General features: G+C 38.2%; 29 protein-coding genes and 3 pseudogenes. 6 read left to right on the top strand and 26 right to left on the bottom strand.

The window, feature by feature from the left end; all coding sequences use genetic code 11:
• The first annotated feature begins 52 nt into the window (after nt 1–52).
• The 4 genes and pseudogenes from dinB (at nt 53) to OWR28_RS05260 (ending at nt 2662) form a co-directional block, all read left to right on the top strand.
• Nucleotides 53–1147: pseudogene (gene dinB / locus OWR28_RS05275) on the top strand (DNA polymerase IV).
• A 44-nt stretch (nt 1148–1191) separates the two neighbouring features.
• Nucleotides 1192–1479, top strand: a complete 288-nt coding sequence (locus OWR28_RS05270; RefSeq protein ID WP_332385747.1) for a hypothetical protein — start codon at nt 1192–1194, stop codon at nt 1477–1479.
• Nucleotides 1476–1676, top strand: coding sequence for a hypothetical protein (locus tag OWR28_RS05265; RefSeq protein ID WP_332385746.1), 201 nt, complete (start codon nt 1476–1478; stop codon nt 1674–1676). Before OWR28_RS05270 ends, OWR28_RS05265 begins: the two co-directional genes overlap by 4 nt.
• Complete coding sequence (locus OWR28_RS05260) at nt 1595–2662, top strand: alpha-amylase (RefSeq protein ID WP_332385837.1); 1068 nt, start codon at nt 1595–1597, stop codon at nt 2660–2662. The genes OWR28_RS05265 and OWR28_RS05260 overlap by 82 nt, the downstream gene beginning before the upstream one ends.
• Before the next feature lie 68 nt (nt 2663–2730).
• On the opposite strand, the gene OWR28_RS05255 is transcribed toward OWR28_RS05260, so the two are convergent.
• From OWR28_RS05255 to OWR28_RS05235, 5 genes and pseudogenes are all read right to left on the bottom strand, one after another.
• Nucleotides 2731–2898: a hypothetical protein gene (locus tag OWR28_RS05255; RefSeq protein WP_332385745.1), complete on the bottom strand. Its 168-nt coding sequence runs from the start codon at nt 2896–2898 to the stop codon at nt 2731–2733.
• Nucleotides 2899–3144: 246 nt separating this feature from the next.
• Nucleotides 3145–3606 (bottom strand): carboxylesterase family protein, encoded by a 462-nt coding sequence (locus OWR28_RS05250; protein WP_332385744.1) that lies wholly within the window; start codon nt 3604–3606, stop codon nt 3145–3147.
• Entirely contained in the window at nt 3573–3971 is a 399-nt protein-coding gene (locus OWR28_RS05245) for a carboxylesterase family protein (RefSeq protein ID WP_332385743.1), read from the bottom strand. The genes OWR28_RS05250 and OWR28_RS05245 overlap by 34 nt, the downstream gene beginning before the upstream one ends.
• Nucleotides 3968–4480 carry a carboxylesterase family protein gene (locus OWR28_RS05240; protein ID WP_332385742.1) on the bottom strand — a complete coding sequence of 171 codons (513 nt, stop codon included), beginning with the start codon at nt 4478–4480 and terminating at the stop codon, nt 3968–3970. Before OWR28_RS05240 ends, OWR28_RS05245 begins: the two co-directional genes overlap by 4 nt.
• A 129-nt stretch (nt 4481–4609) precedes the next feature.
• Nucleotides 4610–5511, bottom strand: a pseudogene (locus tag OWR28_RS05235) (helix-turn-helix domain-containing protein).
• A 236-nt stretch (nt 5512–5747) separates the two neighbouring features.
• Here OWR28_RS05235 and OWR28_RS05230 point away from each other — a divergent pair.
• Complete coding sequence (locus OWR28_RS05230) at nt 5748–6803, top strand: NAD(P)-dependent alcohol dehydrogenase (protein WP_332385741.1); 1056 nt, start codon at nt 5748–5750, stop codon at nt 6801–6803.
• 53 nt (nt 6804–6856) lie between these two features.
• On the opposite strand, the gene OWR28_RS05225 is transcribed toward OWR28_RS05230, so the two are convergent.
• Nucleotides 6857–7285, bottom strand: coding sequence for a winged helix-turn-helix transcriptional regulator (locus OWR28_RS05225; RefSeq protein ID WP_332385740.1), 429 nt, complete (start codon nt 7283–7285; stop codon nt 6857–6859).
• Between the two features lie 82 nt (nt 7286–7367).
• On the opposite strand from OWR28_RS05225, the gene OWR28_RS05220 reads away from it, so the two are divergent.
• On the top strand, nt 7368–8246 hold the full coding sequence (locus OWR28_RS05220) for an NAD(P)H-binding protein (RefSeq protein ID WP_332385739.1): 879 nt from the start codon (nt 7368–7370) through the stop codon (nt 8244–8246).
• A gap of 82 nt (nt 8247–8328) precedes the next feature.
• Here OWR28_RS05220 and OWR28_RS05215 read toward each other — a convergent pair whose 3' ends face one another.
• The 20 genes and pseudogenes from OWR28_RS05215 to rpoC form a co-directional block, all read right to left on the bottom strand.
• Entirely contained in the window at nt 8329–9612 is a 1284-nt protein-coding gene (locus OWR28_RS05215) for an alkaline phosphatase family protein (protein WP_332385738.1), read from the bottom strand.
• A 102-nt stretch (nt 9613–9714) separates the two neighbouring features.
• Nucleotides 9715–10563: a GNAT family N-acetyltransferase gene (locus OWR28_RS05210; protein ID WP_332385737.1), complete on the bottom strand. Its 849-nt coding sequence runs from the start codon at nt 10561–10563 to the stop codon at nt 9715–9717.
• 176 nt (nt 10564–10739) lie between these two features.
• Nucleotides 10740–10901, bottom strand: a complete 162-nt coding sequence (locus OWR28_RS05205; RefSeq protein WP_332385836.1) for a T9SS type A sorting domain-containing protein — start codon at nt 10899–10901, stop codon at nt 10740–10742.
• 53 nt (nt 10902–10954) lie between these two features.
• Nucleotides 10955–11437: a hypothetical protein gene (locus OWR28_RS05200; RefSeq protein ID WP_332385736.1), complete on the bottom strand. Its 483-nt coding sequence runs from the start codon at nt 11435–11437 to the stop codon at nt 10955–10957.
• A 48-nt stretch (nt 11438–11485) separates the two neighbouring features.
• Nucleotides 11486–11668: an ankyrin repeat domain-containing protein gene (locus tag OWR28_RS05195; protein ID WP_332385835.1), complete on the bottom strand. Its 183-nt coding sequence runs from the start codon at nt 11666–11668 to the stop codon at nt 11486–11488.
• Nucleotides 11626–12009 (bottom strand): ankyrin repeat domain-containing protein, encoded by a 384-nt coding sequence (locus tag OWR28_RS05190; protein WP_332385735.1) that lies wholly within the window; start codon nt 12007–12009, stop codon nt 11626–11628. Before OWR28_RS05190 ends, OWR28_RS05195 begins: the two co-directional genes overlap by 43 nt.
• Nucleotides 12006–12551 carry a YceI family protein gene (locus tag OWR28_RS05185; protein ID WP_332385734.1) on the bottom strand — a complete coding sequence of 182 codons (546 nt, stop codon included), beginning with the start codon at nt 12549–12551 and terminating at the stop codon, nt 12006–12008. Before OWR28_RS05185 ends, OWR28_RS05190 begins: the two co-directional genes overlap by 4 nt.
• A 43-nt stretch (nt 12552–12594) precedes the next feature.
• A complete protein-coding gene (locus OWR28_RS05180; RefSeq protein WP_332385733.1) occupies nt 12595–12909 on the bottom strand; it encodes a hypothetical protein in 315 nt (104 codons plus the stop codon).
• A 1-nt stretch (nt 12910) separates the two neighbouring features.
• Nucleotides 12911–13570, bottom strand: a complete 660-nt coding sequence (locus OWR28_RS05175) for a DUF5777 family beta-barrel protein (protein ID WP_332385732.1) — start codon at nt 13568–13570, stop codon at nt 12911–12913.
• Nucleotides 13543–13752 (bottom strand): hypothetical protein, encoded by a 210-nt coding sequence (locus OWR28_RS05170; protein WP_332385731.1) that lies wholly within the window; start codon nt 13750–13752, stop codon nt 13543–13545. Before OWR28_RS05170 ends, OWR28_RS05175 begins: the two co-directional genes overlap by 28 nt.
• 160 nt (nt 13753–13912) lie before the next feature.
• Nucleotides 13913–14527, bottom strand: a complete 615-nt coding sequence (locus OWR28_RS05165; RefSeq protein ID WP_332385730.1) for a Crp/Fnr family transcriptional regulator — start codon at nt 14525–14527, stop codon at nt 13913–13915.
• Nucleotides 14528–14721: 194 nt separating this feature from the next.
• On the bottom strand, nt 14722–15090 hold the full coding sequence (locus tag OWR28_RS05160) for a hypothetical protein (RefSeq protein WP_332385729.1): 369 nt from the start codon (nt 15088–15090) through the stop codon (nt 14722–14724).
• Nucleotides 15084–16673 (bottom strand): TonB-dependent receptor plug domain-containing protein, encoded by a 1590-nt coding sequence (locus OWR28_RS05155; protein WP_332385834.1) that lies wholly within the window; start codon nt 16671–16673, stop codon nt 15084–15086. The genes OWR28_RS05160 and OWR28_RS05155 overlap by 7 nt, the downstream gene beginning before the upstream one ends.
• A gap of 44 nt (nt 16674–16717) precedes the next feature.
• The gene (locus OWR28_RS05150) at nt 16718–16870 is read right to left on the bottom strand and encodes a hypothetical protein (RefSeq protein ID WP_332385728.1); all 153 of its coding nucleotides are present in this window, start codon (nt 16868–16870) and stop codon (nt 16718–16720) included.
• Nucleotides 16871–17196: 326 nt separating this feature from the next.
• Nucleotides 17197–17451 carry a hypothetical protein gene (locus tag OWR28_RS05145; protein WP_332385727.1) on the bottom strand — a complete coding sequence of 85 codons (255 nt, stop codon included), beginning with the start codon at nt 17449–17451 and terminating at the stop codon, nt 17197–17199.
• 15 nt (nt 17452–17466) lie between these two features.
• Entirely contained in the window at nt 17467–17706 is a 240-nt protein-coding gene (locus tag OWR28_RS05140; RefSeq protein ID WP_332385726.1) for a hypothetical protein, read from the bottom strand.
• A gap of 233 nt (nt 17707–17939) precedes the next feature.
• Nucleotides 17940–20285, bottom strand: coding sequence for a T9SS type A sorting domain-containing protein (locus OWR28_RS05135; RefSeq protein WP_332385725.1), 2346 nt, complete (start codon nt 20283–20285; stop codon nt 17940–17942).
• Complete coding sequence (locus OWR28_RS05130; RefSeq protein WP_332385724.1) at nt 20168–20773, bottom strand: hypothetical protein; 606 nt, start codon at nt 20771–20773, stop codon at nt 20168–20170. Before OWR28_RS05130 ends, OWR28_RS05135 begins: the two co-directional genes overlap by 118 nt.
• 261 nt (nt 20774–21034) lie before the next feature.
• On the bottom strand, nt 21035–21340 hold the full coding sequence (locus OWR28_RS05125; RefSeq protein ID WP_002976436.1) for a DUF3467 domain-containing protein: 306 nt from the start codon (nt 21338–21340) through the stop codon (nt 21035–21037).
• A gap of 87 nt (nt 21341–21427) precedes the next feature.
• Nucleotides 21428–25692 (bottom strand): annotated as a pseudogene (gene rpoC / locus OWR28_RS05120) (DNA-directed RNA polymerase subunit beta').
• Nucleotides 25693–25749 lie beyond the last annotated feature (57 nt).

Genomic DNA, 25749 nt, shown 5'->3' with positions numbered 1-25749 from the left:
CTTCCATACTATAAAAAATTTACCGTAAATAAAGGAATCCATATCTTTGTATATGGATTTTTCTTTGCCTCTTCGTAAAATTATTCATGTGGACATGGATGCATTCTATGCTTCTGTGGAGCAGCATGATAATCCTGCACTGAAAGGCAAGCCTATCGCTGTGGGAGGGCAGCATCGCGGTGTAGTGGCAGCAGCAAGCTATGAGGCAAGAAAATATGGTGTCCGTTCTGCCATGCCCAGTAAGACCGCCAAAGAAAAATGCCCGCAGCTTATTTTTGTTCCTCCCCGCTTTGCCAGATATAAAGAAATTTCAAAAAAAATCAGGGAAATTTTCTACGAGTATACTGATCTTGTGGAACCCTTATCACTGGATGAAGCCTATCTGGATGTTACCGAAAATAAAAAGGGAATGGAGTCTGCCAACCTTATCGCCAAAGAAATCCGTCAGAAGATTTTTGAACAGACCGGGCTGACAGCTTCCGCAGGAATTTCGGTCAATAAATTCCTGGCAAAAGTAGCTTCCGACATCAATAAACCGAATGGCCAGAAAACAATCCACCCGGATAAGATGGAACAATTCCTGGAAGAATTGCCTGTGGAAAAATTTTATGGTGTGGGAAAGGTTACGGCTAACAAAATGTTTAGTTTAGGGATTTATAAAGGAAAAGATTTAAAGAAAAGATCGCTGGATGAACTGGTGAAAATTTTTGGAAAATCCGGTAATCATTATTACAATGTGGTGCGTGGCATTCATACTTCTGAAGTAAAGCCTCACAGGATTCAGAAAAGTGTGGCTGTGGAAAGAACATTTTTGAAGATCTTCTGGATGAACAGCAGATTAATGAAAAACTGGAAAGCCTCGCGCAGGAACTCCATCAGAGATTACAGAAAAACAATATTCTCGGAAGGACATTAACGTTAAAAATAAAGTATAAAGATTTCTCTCTTTTCACAAGAAGTATCACCAAGGAAGATTATTTTTCTTCCCCGAACAGTATTTTAATACCGGGAAAAAACTCTGGGAACTTCGTCCGTTCGATAAGGCTGTACGCTTACTAGGGCTATCCCTCTCCCATCTGAATACAGAAGAAAAAAGCAGATTTCCGTTCAACTAAAAATTCCGTTTGAAGAATTTGAAAATGATTAGGTCATATTTTTTTACTAAATTGTAACCACCAAATCAGTAATTGTATGAACCCAACCATGATTCAGTTTTTCCACTGGTATTCTGAAGGAGACGGAAAATTGTGGAAAGAGGCCGAAAAACAGGCCGGATATTTAGCAAAACTTGGAATAACATCTGCATGGCTTCCTCCAGCTTATAAAGGTACAAATGGCGGCTATTCAATCGGATATGATGCCTATGACCTGTATGATCTTGGAGAGTTTGATCAAAAAGGAACCATTCCCACAAAATACGGCACCAAAAACGATTATATCAAAGCTATTAAAGCCTTAAAAAACATAATATACAAGTGATTGTAGATATTGTTCTGGGACATAAAGCAGGCGGTGACGAACTGGAAAAATTCAAAGTAGTAAAAGTAGATGAAGAAAACAGGGAAAAAGTAATTTCTGATGTCATCGAAATTGAATCTTACACCAAATTTACTTTTCCCGGAAGAGGAAAAAATATTCTGATTTTGAATGGAATTTCACCTGTTTCAGTGGTGTAGATTATGCTGAAGGCATGGAATCCCATATTTATAAAATACAATCTGAATATGGAAATGACTGGGAAGAAATGATTCATGATGAAAAAGGAAATTATGATTACCTGATGTATAATGACATCGAACACCGGAATCCTTTTGTAAGGGAAGAACTTAACAATTGGGCAAAATGGTATTTTGACCAGACAGATTTTGATGGAGTGAGGCTGGATGCATTAAAGCATATTTCTTTCGACTTCTATAAGGAATGGCTTACACTGCTCCGTTCCAATTCGGGTAAAAATATTTTCGCTGTAGGAGAATATTGGGCTCCCGGCTATCTTCATCTGCTCCAGAAATATATTGAAGTGACTGAAGGCTGCATGAGCCTTTTTGACAGCTCTCTTCAGAATAATTTTCATAATGCTTCAAAAGAAGGCGGTTCCTATGATCTCCGTAAAATTTTTGATGAAACTCTTACCCAGGCAGATCCGATGCATTCTGTAAGTCTGGTGGCCAATCATGATACCCAGCCGCTGCAGGACCTTGAAGCTCCGGTAGATTCGTGGTTCAAACCTCTTGCCTATGCTTTGATATTATTAAGAAAAGATGGCTATCCATGCGTATTTTATCCTGATTTGTATGGTGCCCATTACATCGATAAAGACTCAGGAGGTCATGACCAGGAGATATTCATGCCGAAAGTAGATGGGATTGAAGAATTATTAAAAGCAAGAAAAGATCATGCATATGGTGATCAGCATGATTATTTTGAGGACGCCAACTGTCTTGGATGGGTTCGTACAGGAGACGATGATCATACAGGCTGTGCAGTAGTCTTAAGCAATAAAGATGCTTATAATAAACCCATGGAAGTAGGAAAGCTTTACGCCGGAAAGAAATTCAAAGATTTGCTGAAACGATGTAAAGACAAGGTGACCATTGATGAAAATGGCTGGGGCAATTTTCCTGTTCCGGCGGGAAATGTGAGCGTCTGGATCCCGGAATAAAATAAACTTCTATACATAAAAAGGCATACATGGTTATCATGTATGCCTTGTATTTTATCAGACTGGATTTAGCAATAGATATACTGGCAGTACCAGATATCTTTAGCCCATTCACAGCATTGTCCGTCTTCGTTGGAAGTACAGCATACTCTGTCCCTGTTGAGATCTCCGGCTTTCAAACTTTTTAATTCCCGGCGGTTAAGTTTTCTTACTTTGAAATCTTTGTTTGTTCTCATAATTATTATTTTATGGTTTAGTTATTAAATATACATCAAAAACCACAATATGAATGAATATTTTATGTTAAAAACACATATCAATATATAAAATTTACATCAAAAAAGGAAAACAAGTATTGATACTTTGGTTTACCGCCCCTTCAAAATTCTTTGAATTTTTGCCACCCCTCCGCAGGAGGAATGTTTACGCATTTGATTGGGATATGGAGTAAGATGAGAAGCTCCTGTGAACTTTATGTATTGTTACATCTTCCGGAGTTCCAGAATTTCCGGCTTTTCGGAGGTATCAGATATTTTTCCGTCACGTGCAAATTCTGCCCAGAGTGCTCTTAGTTTTTTACCCTGTTCATGAATACGGCTCCAGGGAATATTTTTCAGCAATCCGGAAGATTTCCAGGCGGCTTCATTACCAAAGATTAAAGGAAGATCAATACAATGCGGTGCCCCGATATAATTATCTTCTGATTTTGAATGAATTCTAAACAGGTAAACATTTCCGCCGGCATCTGCCAGATTTTCTGCAAACTGCCTTGCCGGAGCTCCATAAATGAATTCTGTAGTCTTTTCAACAGTTTTATCCATGATTTTCAACCCCAATCCTTTTCCGAAATATTTATTTAAAGCCTCGGATGTCTTGAGATAAAATGCCGTTTCATCATTATTCAGACCAATCAGAACATCATATTTCCGCGCATTTTTTTCCACATCTCCACCGAATCTTCTTCTTTACATAAAGGAAAGAATCCATACTGAGTTCCAAAAGGCATTGCTGCTTTCAAACCATATTTTATCACTGAAGGAACGAATGTCTTATATTCATCCATCATTTTTAAAACATCGGTCTCATCTTTCAATACGTCTGTTTTTTTCAGAAATTCCGCAGACATTTTCTGTCTTTTATGACGTAAGCCCAGAGGAGCGCTCTGGATAATCACCCGCTGAAATAAACCTTCCACTCCCTCCGAAATCATCAAATGGGCGATAGCATCGCCTCCCGAAGATTGCCCCAAAAGAGTAATATTATTTTCATCTCCTCCAAGATCTGAACTATTTTTCTTAATCCACTTCAATGCTTCAATGATATCCAGAAGGCCAAGATTGGCGGGTCTTTTTCATCTCCTCCCAGGAAGCCGAAAAGCCCCAGACGATATGAAACAGTAATAACTATAATATGCTGTTCTTTCACCCATTCAGCAGGATCAGCAGTGGTAAGGTCACCACAGCCTATTTCATGGGAGCCTCCGTGGATCCAAACCACGACAGGCAGTTTTTCATTTTCAGAGATTATTTCCGGCCGGGTTATGGAAAGATACTGGGTAGATTCATCAGGTTCAAAACTTTCAACAGGAGTAGCCCCAATCATTTTTTCAACAAGCGGACTTAAAGCCTGAGGGCATACCGGAGTTTTTTCAGGAGAAATAATATCAGATGATGAAAATTTTAAAGCAACAGGTTTTTGAAATCTCTCAGAATGGGCATAGCGAATACTTTTAGCCCTGATAATCCCTTGTTCTTTCAATGCTATAATTCTCCCGAAACGGGTATTAAAAATAAAGGTTTCTTGCTGATTTGGTGTCATCTTTGGAAGGTGAAAACTTTTCTCTTTAAATGTAATTATTTAAACACAAATGTCACTAATGAATGCACAAATATTCACGATTTAAATAGTGCTGTCTGTGAAAAAATCTGTGTTATTCGTGTTGAAAAACTAGTTCAGGGTTTTATATTCACTCGGAGAAATACCAACTTTAGTTTTGAACAGCCTTGTAAAATGCTGCGGATATTTGAAGCCTAAATCATAGGAAATTTCACTGATTGTTTTTGCCTGATCCAGAATTTGTTCTTTAGCTACCTCAATAAGCTTATTATGGATAAATTCCTGGGCGGAAATCCCCAGTTCTTTTTTAATCAGATCACCGAAATAATTGGCAGACAGGTTCAGTTTTTCTGCAAAGTAATTGACCATGGGAAAGCCTATATTTTTGGGTCCTCGGATTTTAAGTAATCATCGACCAGATTTTCAAATTTCCCGATCACTCCCTGGTTAATGTGATCTCTGGTAATAAACTGACGGTCGTAAAAACGCATGCAGTAATTAAGGAACAGTTCAATATTATTAACAATTAACGATTTACTGTGTTTATCAATAGCCTGTTCCAGTTCCAGCTTAATATTTTTAAAGCAGTCCAGTACCACTTCCCTTTCTTTTTCTGAGAGGTGTAAGGCTTCATGCACATCATAAGAGAAAAAGGAATAGTCTTTCATATTCTTTCCCAAGTTGGTTCCTTTTATTAAATCAGGATGAAAAATTAAGGCAAAGCCTGCAGGCTGAACAAACTTATCTTTATTATAGATTCCATAGGTTTGTCCTGGAGCAATGAAAACCAGTGTCCCTTCCTGATAGTCGTAGCTATGCTTTCCATACAGCATGTCTCCGCACATGACATCTTTCAGAAAAACGGTATAAAATCCGAATTTTCTTTTATGCTGGCAGATAAGATCGGATCTGGAAAAATCTATGATGCTTACCAGGGGATGCAGGGTTTCCTGATTGGCCATTTTATTATATTCCGAGACACTGTTATAGATTTCAACCTCCTGATTTTCCATGAAGTATATTTTTATTTCTATTCAAAATTACCACTTTCCTGTGTAACTGAAATAGTGTCTGTAAAATTGGTAAGTAATTCGGTAATCTGTATAAGTACAGTTTATTGAAAAGTTTCGACTTTTGTAGTGTTATGGATTTCCACTCCGAACGGCTTACTTGGCAACGGATGGTAAAGCAACAAGACCATAACAAATGAAAAACACTACAATTATCCTAAATAAACCAAATATAAAAGATGAGTACAATTACAGTAAAAGCTTATGGAGCAGAGTCTACCACGGCAGATCTGAAAGAAATGAATATTGAAAGAAGAGAAGTCACCGCAAAAGATGTAGAAATTGAAATTCTCTACTGCGGAGTATGCCACTCTGATCTTCATACTGCAAGAAACGACTGGGGCGGATCTTTGTATCCTGTGGTTCCGGGGCATGAAATTGTGGGAAGAATTACAAAAGTAGGAAGCGAAGTTTCAAAATTTAAAGCAGGAGATCTTGCGGCAGTAGGATGCATGGTTGATTCATGCGGACATTGCGACAGCTGCAAACACGATTTGGAACAATATTGTCAAAACGGATTTACAGGGACTTACAACGGAAAAGACAAACATCTTGGCGGCCATACTTTTGGAGGGTATTCCCAAAAAGTAGTGGTAGACGAACATTTTGTTTTAAGTGTACCAGAAAACCTGGATCTGGCAGCAGTAGCACCTCTTTTATGCGCCGGGATTACCACATGGTCACCGTTAAGACACTGGAACGCCGGCCCGGGTTCAAAAGTAGCTGTTGTAGGGTTGGGCGGTTTAGGACACATGGCTATTAAATTAGCAAAAGGATTAGGAGCAGAAGTTACCTTATTCTCAAGAACGCCGGGAAAAACGGATGATGCGAAACAGCTTGGAGCAGATCACGTAGTAATTTCTACGGATGATTCACAGATGGATTCTGTAAAGGGTAAATTTGATCTTATCATTGATACGGTACCTTATGAGCACGACATCAATCCTTATATGCAAACGCTGTCTCTGAACGGAACTTTGGTTCTTGTAGGATTCGTAGGTGAATTCCAGGAAACGCAGGTAAGTACGAGACCTATGATCTTCCAACGCCGTTCTGTTGCAGGATCTTTGATCGGAGGTATTGCAGAAACTCAGGAACTGCTGGATTTCTGTGGAAAGCACAATATTGTCTCTGATATTGAACTGATTAAAATGCAGGATATCAACAATGCCTACGAAAGAATGCTGAAAAGCGATGTAAAATACCGTTTTGTTATTGATATGCAGTCTTTATAGTTCTTCCATAGAATATTAACAGAAACAGGCGCTTCAGATTGAAGCGCCTGTTTTTATTTTTTCAAATTCCGGCCAAAAGCATTCTGATCCTGATTGGTTATATATCTGTTTCCTTCAGCACATTTGTTATCATTCCTTTCCATATCCTGAAAAGCCCATGCAGCCATTGCATCAATAACGGGAGCAAGCTCATTACCGGCTTCACTTAATTTATAAGTAACATGGGGAGGAATTACAGGTTTAGCCGTTCTGATAATCAATCCGTCTGCTTCAAGTTGCTTCAGGTGCTGAATCAGCATTTTTTCTGTAACGGCAGGAATTGCTTTTTTCAATTCGCTGTATCTTTTTTCTCCGGTGGAAAGATTGAACAGGATAATCGGTTTCCAGAATCCGCCGATTCTTTCCATAACGTACATTACCGGGCAATCCTGTACCGTCTTTTTATTCTCCTGAATGGTTGAACTTTCTTTGATGGCTGTCATATCTACACACTTTAGGGTAAGTACTTGTATAAAAGTAAGTACAAATATAACTTTGTTCCCGGAAATAAAAAAATATTTACATATGAAAATCGTAATCACAGGATCATTAGGAAATATAGCTAAACCATTAGCCCAACAATTAATTGCCGAAGGGCATGCTGTTACAGTAGTAAGCAGCACTGATGCCAGAAAACCGGATATTGAATCTCTGGGAGCAACTCCGGCTATAGGATCTATCACAGACGTTAACTTTTTAACTCAGACATTTGAAGGAGCTGATGCTGTTTTTGTAATGACTCCTCCAGCTATCAGTCCGGATAAGATTGTGGAAAACACAACCAATGCAGGAAAAAATTATGCTGAAGCTTTAAAGAATACTCATGTTAAAAAAGCAGTAATGTTAAGCAGCGTAGGAGCAGAATCTCCCGTAGAAAACGGTCCTATCGCAGGTCTTCATAATATTGAGAAATTATATAATGAAGTAGAAAACACCTCTTTTACTTTTTTAAGAGCCGGATATTTTTACAATAATTTTTTTAACGACATTCCATTAATTCAGAATGCGGGGATCATTGGAGGGAATTATCCTGGAAATGTTGAGATACCGGTAGTACATCCCAATGATATTGCAAGAGCTGCGGCTGAAGAACTGGTAAAAGGAGGAAATGCCAGCAATATCCGTTATATTGTGAGTGATGTAAGAACAGCTTCGGATTTTGCAAAAGTCCTGGGAACTTCAGTCAGCAAACCGGAGCTTCCATGGGTAGAATTCTCTGATGAAGAATCTTTAAACGGAATGCTTCAGGCTGGCTTACCTGCAGATATGGCTCATCTGTATGTTGAAATGGGCAGAGGAATAAGAACAGGGGTTGTGCAAAAAGATTTTATTGATCACGGTTCTCCTGTTACGGGAAGTGTTAAATTGGAAGATTTTGCGAAGGAGTTTTCTTCTCAGTTTTAATTTCCAAGTCAATTTATAACTTCAGTTTCGGCGCACCAAAGGTGCGCCGAAACTGAAGTTACACTATATTTTTATCAGCAGGTTATTTTTTCTCTTTCAGTGTTTCCTTTAAAACTTTAAGCTTGCCGTCTATAGGCTGATCAATTTTCAGCCCTAAAATTTCTGCAACCAAAGGATAAACATTGATATTGGCAAATTCTCCGATTGTCAGATTATTTTTAAATTCCGGTCCCCACGCAAAGAATGTAGCTTTCATTTCCGGAACAGTTTTAGGATTGTAACCATGTTTTCCTACAGATGTTTTCTTTCCTTTTTCCAGAAAAATCTTAGGGGCTTTCGGGATCAGTAAAATCTGTCCGATTCTGTTGTATTGATCATCTCTGGCTGCAAAGTGCAGGTATCTTGGCAGTTTTTTATCAAGATATACTTCGTAATCATCCGTTTTATTCGCTTTCAGTTCCTTATACACTTTTTTTACCTCATCCGGGTTTTTAACATAAACTCTTAGCAAGGTCTGGGAATTATAAAAATCGAATCTGTTTTTATCAAAAAGAACAGCCGGAATTTCAAGAGGTGCACCACCGTCTACTTTGATCATACCATGATCTGAAACGAAAATAAAGTTGACATCTTTTAAGCCAAGTCCGTTTACTTTCTGAACAAGATCGCCAACAGCCTGATCTATCAGGTGTACTGCATTTTCAGTTTCTTTAGCATCAGGACCATAATGATGTCCGCTTCCATCCACTTCAGGAAAATACAATGAAATAAAATGAGGTCTTTTATCTTCCGGTAATTTCAGCCAGTTTATCACTTTTTCAACTTTTTCAGAAGGCGTGAATTTCTCGTGGTACGGATAATAATAAGCAGGCCTCATCCCTCCTGCATCACTGGCAGATCCAACCCACATTAAAGAGGCTGATACCATTCCCTGTTTTTCAGCAAGTCCCCAAAGCGGAGTTCCTCCATACCAGCTTCCGTCTTCGGCATTTTTCTTACTGCTCATTGCATATCCTTCTTTTCTCTTGTAATCGTAGAAAAAATTATCAATCAGACCATGATGAGATGGATAAAGTCCGGTAATTAAGCTCCAGTGGTTAGGAAATGTAATGCTTGGATAGCTTGGAATCATTGCTTCAGCCTTTACGCCGCCATTGGCCAGCTTCAAAAGGTTTTCTGCATTATACTTCCGGGCATAATCATAACGGAAACCGTCTGTAGATATCATAATCACATAAGGCTTTGACTGTGCTTCGGTACTGTTTTGTCTTCCTGGGATGACAACCTGGGCTGTATCAATATTTACCTGCTGTGCAAATGTCGTAAAAGAGATCAGCAGCAGTAAAAAATGGATTCCTCGCTTCATTGTTTTAAATTTTCCGCAAAGTTACATTCTATACTCCTGCCTGAAAAGTTTTAAGGATTAAAAGTATATTAAAACGTTTATTTTTTGGATCAAAATTAAGGATCATTCAATAGTTCTTTTCATTTCAAACTGTGACAACCAATTATTAAGTCCTACTTTTTCACTAAGGAATTTGCTGGTACCTTCCGAGGAATCATCCACATTATTCAGGGCTATGGTCTGTCCGCCATTTTTTTCTCTGATGGCATTAAAAAGTTTTGTGCCAATCCCGCGGTTTCTGTAATTTTTATCTACTGCAAACTGGTATATTTTTTTAGCTGCCGGTCCATAAACAATATACCCAACGAGCTGATCTCCATCATAAGTGCCCAAGGTAATATAGTTTTCCGGCATCGGGTCCAGTACGAAAACAGATCCCTGCCATGATGGCTCAATATCCCAGAAAGAACATAACAAGTCCCATCTTAAATCTCTTAACTCCTTAACAGAAACCTCATTATTTTCTTTTCCCTGCTGAATACTTCCATTAAAACAAAGTAATCTCCGCGCAACCGTAAAACCCAGGTTTTCATAGGCTCTGATTGCCGGCTGATTTCCTTCAATCACCTCAAGCAATAATGTATTGGCATTTCTTTCTTTTAAAACGGGAATAATAAAATCATACATTTTTCTCACCAATCCCTTACCCCTGCTTTCCGGAATAACTCCCGTCCCGCCATTGTAAATAATCTTTTCCCCATTTTCAACTTTTTCAGACTGGAGGATAAAGCCGACAAGTTTTCCATCTTCAAATGCCCCGGCAGATAAATTCATATCCAATTTTTCTGCCGCAATTTTTGAAGTAAGCACCTCTTTCGTTAAATGAAAAGGAACAACATAATCTGAAAATGAATAATTGAATACTGATAAAAGCTCATCTGTTGTGATGTTGGCTAAAGTTTTAAATTCCATTGTGCGTAAAAATTATAGAGCTAAAAAGCGGCTTTTTGTTAAGAATCCGGATATACACAAATATATGAATTTTACCGCAACCGCCCTGGACTTGGTATGTTGTAAAAAAATGACACCCCTGAAAGATCAGGGGTATCTGTTTAAAAAAATATTTAGGTGTGTTTTTTCTGAAGAGATTACTCTTTAATCAGTTTTTCATAAGATGTAGTTCCGTCTTTAAGCAGGATTTCAACATAATAACTTCCTGATTTTAAATCTGCAACACTGATGCTTTCGCCTTCAGGTTTTACCGATTTTACCTTTCTGCCGGTTGCCTCATAGATATCAACAGACTTTATTTTATCAAAGTTTTTGAAACTTACTGTTGCTTTAGCAGGATTTGGGTAAAGATTTACCTTTTGCTGTTGGCTGCAATTTCATTGGTTGATAAAGAAGCTGCAGTCATCGTTAGTGTTGCGTATCCTCTTCCTGCATCGTGATATCCTAAAGAAGTACCCCCGCTTTTACGGGAATAGAAGATATTAATAGTTCCCGCGGCATTAGCGATAGCAAAGTCCCCCGATCCTCCGGTAAGAGATCTTGTTGCCACTATAGTTCTTGTAGATCCGGATACAGTATTGGAAGTTTCAGTCCAATCCTGGGCAGCATCAGCAGTAGGCGTTGTCATTCCGATAAACGTATAGTCTCTGTTAGCTGATGAGTTGTAGATAAACCCATCTGATCCCGGAGCCATTCCCACAGTTCCAAAGCCGATTCCTAACATAGAGTTGCTGTCACCTGTTACTGTAATCGTTACTCCGGTAGGAGTCGTATCTAATTTCACCGTCATAGAAGTTGCCGGTAAATTTACCGTTCCTGACGAAAACTGCGCCAATGCAAAATTGGCAAGAAGTACGCTAAGCGCTAGTAGAGTTTTTTCATATCAATTTTTTAAGAGATTAATTATTTCTTTGTTATTGGTTTGCAATGCATATTCAAAAGGTGTCATTCCCATTGAATCTTTCTTTGTTTTATCTGCTTTATATTTCAGCAGCTGCTCTATCAGCTCTTTATTTCCTGATTTTACAGCCCAGAATAAAGGGGTATATCCTGTGGCATCTGCAATATTGGGATCTGCTTTTTCTTAAGCAGATGTTCCACCAGATCTTTATTATACTTTATAGCAAGACCGGCCAGTGCAGTACCTTCACGACTTTTATAATTGACATCTTTTACATTGTCAATCAGAAAATCTGCAACGCTGATATTTCCTCTGTAACAGGCCAGAATAAGTGGTGAGAAACCATTTTCATTGACCTCATTTATAACATCCGGATTTTGTTTCATCAGCTCCTGTACTTCAGCAATGGTTCCGCTTCTGGCAATATCAAATATTGATTTTGCCTTTTCCTGGGCAGACAGGCATACCCCCAGAAAGAGTCCTAACACTAAGATTATATTTCTCATTGTTTAACCATTACATAGTTGTATTCGATTTTTACATTCTCAGCAACTTTTTTGGTAACCATTTTAGGAATAGTCACTTTATAGTCTGCAGGCTTTGCCATAAAACTACCCTGCATATAGATCTTACCATCTTTTGAATATAATGTGGCAGCAGAAGCAACAGCTTTGTCTACCCCATGAAAGTTTAGTGTTCCCTGAACCGTATATTTCTGAGGACTGGCCGTAAGTTTTGTCTTATCAAAGTTGACAATTTTACCTTTGAAGGTTGTTTTCGGGTATTTCGCAGATTCCGCATAGCTCTCATTGAAATGTTCTTCCATTAATTTGGTTTTAAAATGAAAGTTTTTAACGGTTGAAACAGATGCCATTTCACCATTATCTGCATTCAGAATCACAATATTATTATCATCCTGGGCAAAAATGTCATCAAATAAAGGAACCGAAGCTTCAAAGGTTACTTTGCCTGTCTTAGAACTGTATTTTTGGGCTGAAGCGTACCCGGCAGAAAGTAGTAATACGCTTAATAATGCTAATTTTTTCATATCAATTTTTTTTAATTTTCATTGAGTCCGTCAGCTTTCCATTTTATGAAAATATTGATCTGGGCAGCAGACAAAGATCCCCCTGAGGCATTTTCCCGGGGTCTCCGTTAGGTCTTTGGATACGGTCCAGAATTCCGTCTATGTTATTTTTTACCTGATCATAAGTAACCAATGGTTTAAAGCTTCCTGCAGAATGGCAGCTGATGCAGTTGTTATCCACAATTGGCTTTACATCTGCTGTATATTTTACAGGTACTGTAATGGGTGTATTCTCAGAAATCTCTTCATAAGTTCTGCTGTCACAAGCCATCAGTATAACTGCTGACGACAATATCAATAAGGATGTTAACTTTTTCATATTAAAAAACTCTGTAAAGATTAAAACCAAAGAAAATATGTCCCTTTCCCCATGCTCCGGTGGCATTGGTAAGATATCCGATATCAGAATTAATCTGGGAGTTTGTAAGTAAAAGCTGGAACACATGTCCTCCGGTTTCTATATCTACCCCTAGTGACAGTGGGTTTTTATAAAAACTGTGATCGTCAAAATTCACAAAGTATTCTGCATTCACAGAAACTCTTTTTGAAACTTTATAGCGTCCTCCCAAACCTGCCAAAAACTGATTTTTGTTTTCAATAGTAGGTTCGTAAAGGTTTTTATGAACAAAAGAAGGTGTAAGCTGTAACGAAAGCTTATCATTGAATCTTCTTGAAATTAATGCCTGTGTAAGATAAGAAAGTCTGTCACTGAATGTAAGGTGTGGATAGGTCTCTTTTTTCAGCTCCGTATTGGCAGCCATTACATTGTATCCCACAATATCTACCGGGAAATTTTCATTTTGTCTTACCAGCCTGTATTTTACGGCTCCTTCAAACGTTTTCATATTTGTTTCTCTGGACAGGCTTACTGAAATGGCATCTGAGATACCGTAGATCACTCCCAGTTTGGTTGAGGCATGATCCAGACCGAAAAAGTCTTTGAAACCTGCACTTATATCTCCAAATCTATGGGCCACCACGATATACCATTCTTTTTAGCAGCCAGTTTTGTTGATTGCCCGGTAGCAATCTGAAGGGCTTTGAAGGCAGGTTGTGAAGTTTCCGTATTGGTTTTAACCGTGTCGATATCTTTCAGCAGGTCTTCCTGTGCAAAGGCAAGACCCGAAGAAAATACCGACAAAAATAAGAGAGTTTTTGTCATATACAATTTGAATTAAATTATGATACAACAAACTTATTGAGTTCCCAATTCAAAATCAGGTGATAAAAGTCACCAGTCGAATTGTTTTTATCAATTACAGAAATAAACTTTTCAAACAATTGAAATTAGACTATCCTAACATTTTCATTTACAGCAACTTTTATTCCTTCTTTAGTCTGAACAATTTCTCCTTCGCTTTCAATTTTTTCAAAACCCTGCTTACTACTTCCCTGGAAGTTCCCAGACTGCTGGCAATTTCACGGTGAGTGATCTTAATAGGATTGTTTCCGGTGGACAAAATCTGCTGTTTGATATAATTCAAAACCCTCTTATCCAACTTGTGAAAAACAGCATCATTTACCATATTCATCACTTCGGAAAACCGGCGGTCATATTCATGGTAAAACAGTTTGTTGATCTCCGGGAATCTGATCAGCCATTCATGCATTACAGAAACAGGGATGAGAATCGCTTTGGAATCTTCTTCAGCAATAGCATATACTCTACTGATATAATCCGTCAGAATAGAAGAAAAAGTCATAAGACAGCTATCTTTCGGTTTAATATAATAATAGATAAGTTCTCTCCCATCATTAAGAGTAAAAACCTTGATAGAACCTTTTATTAAAAAGGGAACAAATTTATTTTTCTGCCCTTCCCTTATGATTTCTGTTTTTGCTTTTATATCAATAACAACAGCATGCTTTTCGAGCTCGGATAAAAAATCAGCGCCAAGAAAGCCAAATTTACTTACAGCGAACGAATTATCAATCATATCTTATATTTTCTACATTTTCATAAACAAAGATATAAAAATGATATATCGTTACTATATATTTTTAATTTATTAAAGAAAATTAACAATTGATCAAAATCAGTTTTATTCTTTCTTATCTAATGGCATAAAAATACCCTGGCCAAAACCAGGGCATTTTATCATCACAAACTTTATGGAGTAAGTTTTTGAATTTAAAATCTGTATTTAACATTGAACCCATAAAAGAAATAAGCTTTTCCGGGGCCGGGATTAAGATCTGTCGGAATTGTGTAGTTACTTCCTTTATCTGAATCATTGATATTATTTCCCAAGAATAAAAATGTATAGTTAATCTGGTTCGTAAGATTATTGCCCATCACATACAGGTCCAGATCCAGTTTATTGAATGACTTTTTAAACCCTAATTTTGAATTAAGCAATCCAAAGCCTTTTACCAGATTCGCATTGTTAAAATCTGAATATACATTTCCAAGATAATTATAGGTATTCACAAGATAAAATCCTGGTTTGGTAAAAATATCCAATCCTACAGCGTATTTATTCCTCGGAACTCCTACCACTGATTTGTGATCATAAGTTTCTTTTTTCCTCCAGCTATGGTTGTAAAATCTTTATACTTTGCATCATAATAAGAAAGATTTACAAAAGGAACAATTCTTTCGATAAAAGAATCTTCTGCTCTGTACTGATACCCTACGCTAAACTCAAGTCCTGTATTTTTCTGACTTCCGGTATTAGCCCAGTACGTTTGTCCGCTTGTATTGCCTGGTAAAAGCAGCTGTGTAAGCTTATCGGAATAGTCTATTCTGAATGCTGAAATACGGTAATCTAATTTTGTGTTGAGTAAAAGCCCATGTACACTGAAATCCAGCATTCTTGCACGCTCAGGTTTCAGATCATCATTTACAGTGTTGGTGGCCGTTATAAACGAAGAAGCTGCCGTAGGAGAATTGTAGCCTTCACTATAGCTTAGATTAAAGATCTGATGTTTCCATTCTTTCTGTAAGGCAAAGTGAGGCGTATAGGCCATGTCATATTTCTTATTGAAAGACTGGTCCTTACGGCCGGCGACCAACCCCGGCAAAGCAAAAAGGTCTTTCCTGTCATAGTTGGTTCTGTTGCCGCTTATTCCTGCCAGCAATGTAAGTCCCCAGGGCTTATAAGTCAGATAATCGATCACAAAATAAGTAGATTGATTATTATTATACTTAAAATAAGAGGCTCCGGACATGCCTGTGGTCAGTAATGGTTGTGACGGGTTAGTCCCATCGAAGCGATAACTGGAAGTTGTAGAAACAGAATTCTGTATCTCAGCCCCAAAATCCAGTCGGTTTTCAAAGTCTTTAAATTCATTTTTCAGGGTAAAAGTAGAGCGCAAGCCTACGTTAGGGGAACTTGTCACTCCATATGCTCCTGCTGAAACACTTTCTGTATTTCCGTTATAATAAAATAAAGTGGTATAATTTCTCAGGTTTGAGGTAAGGCTTACGGAATTACTCAATCCTACTCTTGTGGATTTTATTTTTGTGCCGGCATTTTTACTGATATATGCGGTATTTCCGTTATCAATCCCTGCATAATAATCAGCATATGAAATCTGTCCTGAAGTATGTTCATAGGAATAAGCCTGACTTGCAAAGAAACTTAACTGATCTTTCTTGCTTAATTTGACCGTACCATTGACATTGAAAAAGTTTTTCAAACCGCCTCCGTTTGGTCTGTATCCATCTGTTTCAAGATGTCCGTATGCAGCGCTTATTGAATAGTTATCATCGGCAACATTCAGCTGTGTTCTTGACTGAAAGGTTTTGAAAGCACCCAACATAGCATTTTCTGAAACTGATGCTCCTTTTGTAAAATCCGGACGCGTATAGAAACGAACTGCTCCACCTACACCTCCTCCATACATGGTTGCAGCGGGACCTTTAATCACTTCAACGTTGGTCACATAAGCAAAATCCACATCGTCCAAAACGGTGATTCCTTCGGCGTTGGTTAAAGGCATATTATTCCAATAGGCTTTTACTCCCCAGTTATTAAATTTCTGATCATTCCCATATCCTCTCAGGACGAGCCTCTGTCCTCCGAAATTTGTCCGTTTATCTACCTGAAGTCCTGGCATTGTGGATAGAGTCTGGTCGATTGCTGCGGGATTATTTCTGTTAAGATCTTCTTCAGACAGGGTTTCTACAGATTGTGCATGTCTTTTGAATTCTGCGCGTTCCTGCTTAATTTTTTTCTTCCAAGGATATTGACCTCATCAATTGATCCTTCCTGTGTCTGCTGAGCATGTGCAATAGTACAGCCTAACAAAGCTGCTATGCCTATATATTTTTTCATTATTTAAATTTATTACCATTAATATCATATTTCATTGTAGCATCAATGAATTTCCGGAGGGGAAAAATAATGGATAAATAATGAGTATTTTCCTGTTGATTATAATGTTTGGAAATGGTTTTTAAGAAGTGATTTGAAAAAACGGAATTCCTTTTTCAAAAACAGCAAAGAAGCCTGGTGTCTTAAGGATGCTTTTATTGTTACCGGGAAGGTCAATCTGCAGCTTTAAGCATGTTTTTTTAAAAGCGAATTTTTTGGAAAAGTCTAATAAAGAATTGATGATAATATCTTTTTTATCAATATAACAGAAAAAATATTTTTTCCATTCACTGTACTGATCCGGATAATATCATAGGAAAATCCATGAAGTATAAATTCTTTTCTTCTTTCCATTCTGCTTCAGTGAGATCTTTTTCGGTAAAACAGATCGTTTCGGATTTCCTGAAATTATTCTTTGCAATACTGTATTGTGTCTTTTCATACAGTTCTCTTTTAACATGAGAAACTACAGAATACATCACATTGCTGAATAATATGATTACCGGAAAACAGAGCAAAATAAAAAGTAGTTTTTTATTCAAAGATTGAAATTAATTTTAAGGTGCAGGTTCTTCAGATGTTTCTACGGATATAAATTTTTCAAAATTTATTTTATGCAATACCTGTGATCCTTTTACAGTATATTCTATCCAATTGTCTTTTGGATTTAATTTTTGCGGAACAGGATTTTCTACAGATGACCCAGCCGGCATCTGATCAGCAGTCTTTATATCATCATCATTTTTATAGGGAAGATTTCCGCTTATTGTTATTGTATTTCCTGTATTCTTCTGCACAAATGGAATGGTATTTCCTTCCGCCCTAAAAGTTTTTACAGTGATGACACTGTTATTTTTCTGCTTCAGTTTAACAGTATATATTGCTCCCCTTACTCCAGCTCTTCCTCCTATCCATTCTTTTTTTCAGCAGACATCACGGATACTGTCTTATCCTGAGATAAAGAGGATACCGGCATCCCGCAGGAAGCCAGCATCCAAAATAATATTAAATACAATTGATTATTCATTTCCTAATCATCATCACCTCCGGTACGTCCCAATACCAGGAAGTTACCGCTATATACGATTTCACCTTTAGACTCGGCTTTCAAAATATAATTTCCAGGTACGAGTTTTTGTCCAAACTCTTCATCAGACTTTACATTTTTCTTACTGTATACTAATCTTCCCGAGCCATCCACTATGCTTATATCCACACTGCTGTATTTAGCAGTATCAAATCTCAAATGAGAAATTCCTTTTGAAGGATTCGGATATATAATGTTCATGTCTTTCTTAGATTTAGTTTCAGCTGTTGACAAAGCAGGTACTGTATTTTGGGTTGTCCATGCTCCTCTCCCATATGTAGAAACCAAAACTGTTTTGGTAACAGGTCTGTAATCTAAGTTGGTAATTCTTACATTTCCTATATTCCCTGTCACTGAAGCCCATTCCGGAGTTGTTGCAAGGAAATTAGTTGTTCCCCAAACTCCCATTTCGGTTCCTACCAGCACTTCATTCGGATTGTCCGGGTTTCTGAGTACTGTTCTTACCGGCATATCAGGAAGGTTTCCTTCTTTGTTCTGCCAGGTTGTTCCTCCATCTGTAGAATAAAACACACTGGTAAGATTATAATTGGAGAAAGTTACGATAATTTCATTTTCGTTGGCACCAAATTCTATATCAGAAACAGTTCCTGTTACCGGTGAGGTTAACAAAGTTGCTGCATATGCTGTGGTGTTGGCATTTGTTACTTTAAAAATTCTTCCCAGATTGGTTCCTACAAAAAGTGTTGTGGAAGCAGTTGTATACGGAGATACTTTCATCCATGAAATCTGCTCGTTTGTTTGTGCTGTTCCCACTGTAACCACATTATTGGTAAAAGATGTTGCAGATGCCGAAAGCCCGCTTGTCCTGAAAAGTGTCAGCCCGGAACGGTAAGAATAGAAAACATCATTGGTTCTGTCTAAAGCAATTTCGTTTACAAAATGCCCCATGTTTCTGTTAGCACTGGTAGAAATAAGGTAATACGAGTTGTTAGTCAATAAATAGTGGCTATTGTAAACATAACTTGCAATTTCATAATTATCCTGATCGTCATACTCGGTATACATTCCGTCTCCCCCTGTAGCAGATTGAGAGGTAAGGAAATTATTTGCCTGGGGTACTCCATACAGCCACCAGGAACCATTATCCTGTGCGCCTGCCAGCAGCTCCTCATTAGCCGGTGTTTTTATCGGGTTCAGCATGGCTGAGTAAAACTGAGTAACGTTATACCTGGTATTTCTGGAGGCAAACCCACCTGCAACGCCGATATTAGCTTTATTGGCGGCATAATAGAGTCCTCCGTCATTTCCAAACATCATTTGCCCTGTTCCATAATTATTGTAAGGATTGAATACAATTTCATGCTGGTCTGCATGTACCTGTGAAACCTGCAAAGCGGCCATGTTATTGTTATTGGACCACTTGGAGATCTGCGTCCAGCTTGTTCCACCATTGGTAGATTTATATAAATCGATGCCTCCTATATACAGTGTATTATCATCCAGAGGATCTGCCGCAATGATCAGGTCATAATAAGACTGCCCTCTTGTAAAGTCATTGGCAGGAATACTTGTATCTGCTGCGGTAGGCAATGCCAAAACAGGTGCAGCATCATTAGTTGCCTGCCAGGTTGTTCCTCCATCTGTAGATTTGGCAATTCTGATAGGTTCTGAAGAAGATGCTCCCTGCATGAATGCATATATTTTATTGGCATCTGTTCTGGAAAGTGTAAAATTAACTCTTGAGCCACTGTTTCCTACGTTATACACCTGATTAAATGTATTCCCGTCAGCAGATTTAAAAATTCGTCCTCCGGAATCTATATTTGAGAACCTGGAAGATCTGGTAGAAACCCACACTGCGTTATCTGCCCCTATTTCTATCTGTTGTATGGAATATCCGGTTGTACTGGTTACCCCGGTAGTTGTATTAAGAGCTAATAAGCTGTTATTTTTTGTAAATGTAGCTCCTCCGTCTGTAGATTTGTACAATCCAGCCTGACTTAATCCCTGCCATCCGTCGTTAAATGAAATTCCTACATAAGAACCACTTACTCCGGCATATATTTCAGAAACTCCATTATTATTTCTTACTTTGATATCATTAATATAAAAGTTACCGTTTCTTACTCCGGATGAAGAATAAGTAACCGGAATGGTGAAAATCTGGGTCCATGTTGTACCACCGTCAGTAGATTTCCATATTCCCGATCCTATTGCATCTCCAGTTGGGGCTTCCCTGTTCCTACATAAAAAATCTGTGGGTTGTTTGGGTCGTAAGTAATACTTGAAATGGAAGTATTCGCCCAGAATGTACTTAATGGCTGCCATTCATTAGCTGCTACAGAAGGATCCTGATTTACCCAAAGCCCTCCGGAAACACTTCCTGCAAAAACCCGTTTACCTGTAGCGTCATTTGGGTCGTACATGATTGCCCTTGTTCTCCCTCCTACGCTATACGGACCTCTTTCAATCCATGGTTCATTCACTATTTTACTTGTAGCAGAGGCATTGCTGGAAATAAAAGACATAGGCTGTGAAGGTTGGTATTTACCTGTTAGGATATCTTCGTTTACCTTTGCCAGCCCTTCAAAGTTTGTTCTCCCTGTTACAGGATCCATGGTTCTTTTATAATCTTCCTCATTGTATAAATTAGGAGGTATTCCTGCCGCTTTTGCAATTTTATGGGCCTTTTTAAGGTCTTTGTCATATTTAGCATAAAGCTCCTGCAGATGTTTTTGATTGTCCTTAAGTGTATTTTGCTTTTGTGCATATACATTCATGCAGAGTAAGGCCGCTGCAATAGGGTAGATTTTCATTTCATTCAATTTTTTACAAATTTAATAAAGAAAAATGAATTATTTAACCAATTTAAATGAATTATTAATAATTTATAACAAAAGATTAACATTAATGTATCAAATTAAGTTATTTGCATTTTTTTAGTATATTTTTAAAATAAAATTGCGAAAAATAAAAAAATGAAAAAAGAAACCGATTAGTGAATTATATGCAAAAGCAGGTAACAAAAAATGCCCTGATAAAAACCAGGGCATTCTTTATTTATTGTAAAAGAAATCTTACGCTTGAACGTTGTTTCCTCCTAATACGAAAGGCTCAACTTCTTTGATTTCTCCGAACTGCTGCTCGTAGTTAGCGATGTTCTGTTGAAGAGCGTTTAATACTCTTTTAGCGTGAAGTGGAGCAAGAATTACTCTTGATCTTACTTTCGCCTGCTGAACACCTGGCATCAACTGAATAAAGTCTACTACAAATTCAGATGGAGAGTGGTTTACTAAAGCTAGGTTAGCATAGATACCAGCAGCTACCATTTCGTTTAATTCGATGTTGATGTTTCCGTCTTGTGGATTTTGATTGTTGTCCATTGTTATAAATTATGTTTTTAAAATTCGAAATTTGAGATTGTGAAAATATAAAAATAATTTCAAATCCCAAATTTCAAATCATTAATTTTAGTTAAGGTCTTCGAATTCCTTCTTAGAACCTACAATAACGTTCTGATACTCTTTAAGACCTGTACCTGCAGGAATTCTGTGACCTACAATTACATTTTCTTTAAGACCGTTAAGATCGTCTATCTTACCAGCAACTGCTGCCTCGTTAAGAACTTTAGTGGTTTCCTGGAACGATGCTGCAGACATGAATGATTTAGTCTGAAGGGCAGCTCTTGTAATACCTTGCAATACAGGAGTTGCTGTAGCAGGAAGAGCTTCTCTTACTTCTACCAATGCTAAATCTTCACGCTTCAACTTAGAGTTTTCATCTCTTAATTCTCTTGCAGTAATCATCTGACCTGGTTTGAATTCTTTAGAATCACCAGCATCTACTACTACTTTAAGACCGAATACTCTGTTGTTTTCTTCCAAGAAATCATACTTGTGCTCAAGAGCTCCTTCAAGGAACTGAGTATCACCTCCATCCACGATAGATACTTTCGTCATCATCTGTCTTACGATAATTTCGAAGTGCTTGTCGTCGATTTTTACCCCCTGTAGACGGTAAACTTCCTGGATCTCATTTACTAAGTATTCCTGAACGGCTGTTGGACCTTTAATTCTTAAGATATCTTCCGGTGTGATAGAACCGTCAGAAAGCGGAGAACCTGCTCTTACGAAGTCATTCTCCTGAACAAGAATCTGGTTGGAAAGTTTTACCAGGTAAATCTTTCTTTCACCAGTTTTAGCCTCAACAATAAGTTCACGGTTACCTCTCTTGATTTTTCCGTAAGAAACTACCCCGTCGATTTCAGTAACAACCGCTGGGTTTGAAGGGTTTCTTGCTTCGAATAATTCGGTAACTCTCGGAAGACCTCCGGTGATATCCCCTGCTTTTGCAGATTTTCTCGGGATCTTGATCAAGACTTTACCAGCCTTAATTTTTTCACCATCGTTAACCATCAAGTGGGCTCCTACCGGTAAGTTGTAAGCTTTTTGCTCAACTCCTTTAGAGTCTACCACTTTCAAGGTAGGTACGGCTTTCTTATTTCTGGATTCAGAGATTACTTTCTCTTCAAATCCTGTCTGTTCGTCAATTTCAAGCTGGAATGAAATACCCTGGATGATATCCTCGTATTCTACCTTACCTGAAGTTTCAGCAATGATAACCGCGTTATACGGATCCCATCTACAGATTGTATCTCCTTTCTTCACTTTATCACCCGGTTTTACAGATAATATCGATCCGTAAGGTACGTTAGCTACCATTAATGGAGTTCTTGACTCATTATCAGCAACTAATCTGAATTCTGTTGAACGAGAAACCACAACCTCAGCAGTATTACCGTTTTCATCTTCAGAAGTAATTGTTCTTACTTCATCCATTTCAACGATACCATCTCTTCTTGCCACGATAGATGGGTTTTCTGATACGTTTCCTGCAGTACCCCCCTGGTGGAAAGTTCTCAACGTAAGCTGAGTACCCGGTTCCCCAATTGACTGTGCTGCAATTACACCTACCGCTTCGCCCATGTGGATCATCTTACCTGTTGCTAAGTTTCTACCGTAACATTTCGCACAGATACCTTTCTTCGCCTCACAAGTTAATGGTGAACGAACCTCAACAGCTTCTAATCCGGCTTCTTCAATTCTCTTCGCTAATTGCTCAGTAATTACCTGGTCAGCCTCAGTGATTAATTCATCTGTTTCAGGATCGTAAATATTATGAAGAGATACTCTACCCAAGATTCTTTCAGAGATTTTTTCAACGATCTCGTCATTTTTCTTAAGTGCAGTAACTTCTGTACCTCTTAGTGTTCCACAGTCGTCTTCTGTAACGATAACGTCCTGTGCAACGTCTACCAATCTTCTCGTTAAGTAACCGGCATCGGCTGTCTTAAGAGCGGTATCCGCAAGACCTTTACGGGCACCGTGGGTAGAGATAAAGTACTCTAGAATCGAAAGACCTTCCTTAAAGTTGGCAAGGATCGGGTTTTCGATGATTTCCGCTCCGGTAGAACCAGCTTTTTGCGGTTTCGCCATCAAACCTCTCATCCCTGATAACTGACGGATCTGTTCCTTAGAACCCCTCGCTCCAGAGTCAAGCATCATGTATACAGAGTTGAAACCACCCTGGTCAGTTTTCATTCTGCTCATGATCATTTCAGTTAATCCGGCGTTGGTATTAGTCCAAACGTCGATTACCTGGTTATAACGTTCTGTATCTGTAATCAGACCCATGTTATAGTTAGCTCTGATTTCGTCTACCGTTTCGATTGATTGTGCAATCATCTGTTTTTTCTCAACAGGAACTACGATATCTCCAAGTGAGAAAGAAAGACCTCCTTTGAATGCGTTTGAATACCCTAAGTCTTTCATTGCATCAAGGAACTTCACAGTTGTAGGGAAATCTGTATCAGCAAGGATCTTACCGATAACATTTCTCAATGATTTTTGGTAAGAAGTTCATTGATATATCCTACCTGCTTAGGTACAATCTGGTTGAACAGGATTCTACCAACAGTAGTTTCGATCAGTCTTGTTACAATTTCTCCGTTTTCCTTAACAGGTAATTTACATCTTACCTTAGCATTTAAGGAAACTTTTCCTTCTGCGTAAGCGATTTCCGCTTCTTCAGGAGAATAGAATGCAAGACCTTCTCCTTTTACTTTCATGGTATCAGTAGAGCTTAATTCTTTAGTCATGAAATAAAGACCAAGAACCATGTCCTGAGATGGTACCGTAATTGGAGAACCGTTTGCAGGGTTCAGGATATTTTGAGAACCTAACATCAATAACTGAGCTTCAAGGATCGCTTCTGGTCCTAACGGTAAGTGTACCGCCATCTGGTCACCATCGAAATCGGCGTTGAAGGCCGTAGTTACCAACGGGTGCAGCTGGATTGCCTTACCTTCGATCATCTTAGGCTGGAAAGCCTGAATACCCAGTCTGTGAAGAGTAGGTGCCCTGTTCAATAGTACCGGGTGACCTTTCATCACGTTTTCAAGGATATCATAAACTACCGGTTCTTTTCTGTCGATAATTCTCTTCATAGATTTTACTGTTTTTACAATACCTCTTTCAATCAGTTTTCTAATGATGAACGGTTTGTAAAGTTCAGCAGCCATATCTTTAGGAATACCACATTCGTGAAGCTGTAAGTTCGGACCTACAACAATTACCGAACGCGCAGAGTAGTCAACCCTTTTCCCTAGTAAGTTCTGACGGAAACGACCTTGCTTACCTTTCAATGAATCAGAAAGTGATTTCAATGGTCTGTTTGATTCAGATTTTACTGCAGAAGATTTTCTTGTGTTATCGAATAATGAATCTACTGATTCCTGAAGCATACGCTTCTCGTTTCTCAGGATTACTTCAGGAGCTTTAATCTCCAATAATCTCTTCAAACGGTTATTTCTGATGATAACTCTTCTATAAAGGTCATTCAAGTCAGAAGTAGCGAAACGTCCTCCATCCAATGGAACCAATGGTCTTAGTTCCGGTGGTATAACAGGAAGCACACGCATAATCATCCACTCCGGTCTGTTGATCATTCTTGTATTAGCACCTCTCAATGCTTCTACAACGTTCAATCTCTTAAGAGCTTCAGTTCTTCTTTGTTTTGAACCTTCGTTGTGAGCTTTGTGTCTCAAGTCGAAAGACAATGCATCAAGATCGATTCTTTTCAAAAGATCTTCCACAGCTTCAGCACCCATTCTGGCGATGAATTTGTTTGGATCGGAATCATCAAGATACTGGTTTTCTACAGGAAGAGTTTCCATGATGTCAAGGTACTCTTCTTCTGTAAGGAATTCCATATTTTCAAAATCAGAACCGTCTAATTTTTTAGCAATACCCTGCTGAATCACTACATATCTTTCGTAGTAGATGATCATATCTAATTTCTTAGAAGGAATTCCCAAAAGGTATCCGATTTTGTTTGGTAATGAACGGAAATACCAGATGTGTGCAATTGGAACTACAAGATTAATGTGCCCGATTCTCTCTCTTCTTACTTTTTTCTCAGTAACTTCTACTCCACAACGGTCACAAACGATCCCTTTGTAACGAATTCTCTTGTATTTACCACAAGCACATTCGTAATCCTTTACAGGACCAAAGATTTTCTCACAGAATAGCCCGTCTCTTTCAGGCTTGTGAGTTCTGTAGTTAATAGTTTCCGGTTTTAAAACCTCCCCTCTTGAGTCCTGTAAAATAGACTCCGGTGAAGCTAAACCGATGGTTATTTTATTAAATCTACTTGATTTATTTTTATTTGACATAATTTTTTTTAGATTTTAGATTTCAGATTTCAGATTTCAGACGAAATCATCATTCCA

This window comes from Chryseobacterium sp. 1B4 (assembly GCF_036631475.1).
Taxonomy (GTDB): Bacteria; Bacteroidota; Bacteroidia; order Flavobacteriales; family Weeksellaceae; genus Chryseobacterium.
This window is presented reverse-complemented; position numbering and strand designations above follow the sequence as displayed.

Bases quoted from the DNA above. Each gene is read 5' to 3' on its own strand.
- OWR28_RS05125 (WP_002976436.1), bottom strand. From the start codon at position 21,340: ATGGACAACAATCAAAATCCACAAGACGGAAACATCAACATCGAATTA.
- OWR28_RS05240 (WP_332385742.1), bottom strand. From the start codon at position 4,480: ATGACACCAAATCAGCAAGAAACCTTTATTTTTAATACCCGTTTCGGG.
- OWR28_RS05270 (WP_332385747.1), top strand. From the start codon at position 1,192: ATGAACCCAACCATGATTCAGTTTTTCCACTGGTATTCTGAAGGAGAC.
- OWR28_RS05130 (WP_332385724.1), bottom strand. From the start codon at position 20,773: ATGAAAATCTACCCTATTGCAGCGGCCTTACTCTGCATGAATGTATAT.
- OWR28_RS05135 (WP_332385725.1), bottom strand. From the start codon at position 20,285: ATGGCAGCCATTAAGTACATTCTGGGCGAATACTTCCATTTCAAGTAT.
- OWR28_RS05210 (WP_332385737.1), bottom strand. From the start codon at position 10,563: ATGGAATTTAAAACTTTAGCCAACATCACAACAGATGAGCTTTTATCA.
- OWR28_RS05220 (WP_332385739.1), top strand. From the start codon at position 7,368: ATGAAAATCGTAATCACAGGATCATTAGGAAATATAGCTAAACCATTA.
- OWR28_RS05225 (WP_332385740.1), bottom strand. From the start codon at position 7,285: ATGACAGCCATCAAAGAAAGTTCAACCATTCAGGAGAATAAAAAGACG.
- OWR28_RS05190 (WP_332385735.1), bottom strand. From the start codon at position 12,009: ATGAGAAATATAATCTTAGTGTTAGGACTCTTTCTGGGGGTATGCCTG.
- OWR28_RS05150 (WP_332385728.1), bottom strand. From the start codon at position 16,870: ATGAAAAAATATATAGGCATAGCAGCTTTGTTAGGCTGTACTATTGCA.
- OWR28_RS05170 (WP_332385731.1), bottom strand. From the start codon at position 13,752: ATGACAAAAACTCTCTTATTTTTGTCGGTATTTTCTTCGGGTCTTGCC.
- OWR28_RS05185 (WP_332385734.1), bottom strand. From the start codon at position 12,551: ATGAAAAAATTAGCATTATTAAGCGTATTACTACTTTCTGCCGGGTAC.
- OWR28_RS05230 (WP_332385741.1), top strand. From the start codon at position 5,748: ATGAGTACAATTACAGTAAAAGCTTATGGAGCAGAGTCTACCACGGCA.
- OWR28_RS05255 (WP_332385745.1), bottom strand. From the start codon at position 2,898: ATGAGAACAAACAAAGATTTCAAAGTAAGAAAACTTAACCGCCGGGAA.
- OWR28_RS05165 (WP_332385730.1), bottom strand. From the start codon at position 14,527: ATGATTGATAATTCGTTCGCTGTAAGTAAATTTGGCTTTCTTGGCGCT.
- OWR28_RS05180 (WP_332385733.1), bottom strand. From the start codon at position 12,909: ATGAAAAAGTTAACATCCTTATTGATATTGTCGTCAGCAGTTATACTG.
- OWR28_RS05215 (WP_332385738.1), bottom strand. From the start codon at position 9,612: ATGAAGCGAGGAATCCATTTTTTACTGCTGCTGATCTCTTTTACGACA.